Below are 406 nucleotides of genomic sequence, written 5' to 3' on the forward strand. Positions count from 1 at the left end.
CATGGATAAACGCAAATTTTACTCCTTTTCTTGCGTGAAGATGTGCATGGCTTTTTTTAATATCTCATTCTCCTCTTCCATTTCAAGCTTGGCTTGGCGCTCTTTCTCGTATAACTCCTTATACTCTGTGGCGGTCAATAACTGATTTTGGCTCTCCTTCTCCGTTTCCTTCTGTTTCTTTCGATACTCCTGTACCCATCTCTTCAAAGTCCCATAAGGGATGGCCAGCTTCTTGCTCATTTCCGTTATTTTGTGCCCATCCAGCACGACCATCTTAGTTACATACTCTCTAAATTCAACACTATAACTTTTGTGTTTTTCCGCCATAGGGAACACGTCCTTTTCACCTTTGTATTTGATTAAAACATGGCTCAATTGGGGTGTCCACTTTTTATACTAACTTCAA

General features: G+C 40.4%; 1 protein-coding gene. It reads right to left on the bottom strand.

Annotation, left to right across the window (positions count from 1 at the left end):
• Positions 1–18 precede the first annotated feature (18 nt).
• Positions 19–327: a transposase gene (locus IPU53_RS24720; protein ID WP_207454189.1), complete on the bottom strand. Its 309-nt coding sequence runs from the start codon at positions 325–327 to the stop codon at positions 19–21.
• Positions 328–406 lie beyond the last annotated feature (79 nt).

It is taken from the genome of Bacillus sp. SD088 (assembly GCF_017355205.1).
Classification (GTDB): domain Bacteria; phylum Bacillota; class Bacilli; order Bacillales; family Bacillaceae_C; genus Lederbergia.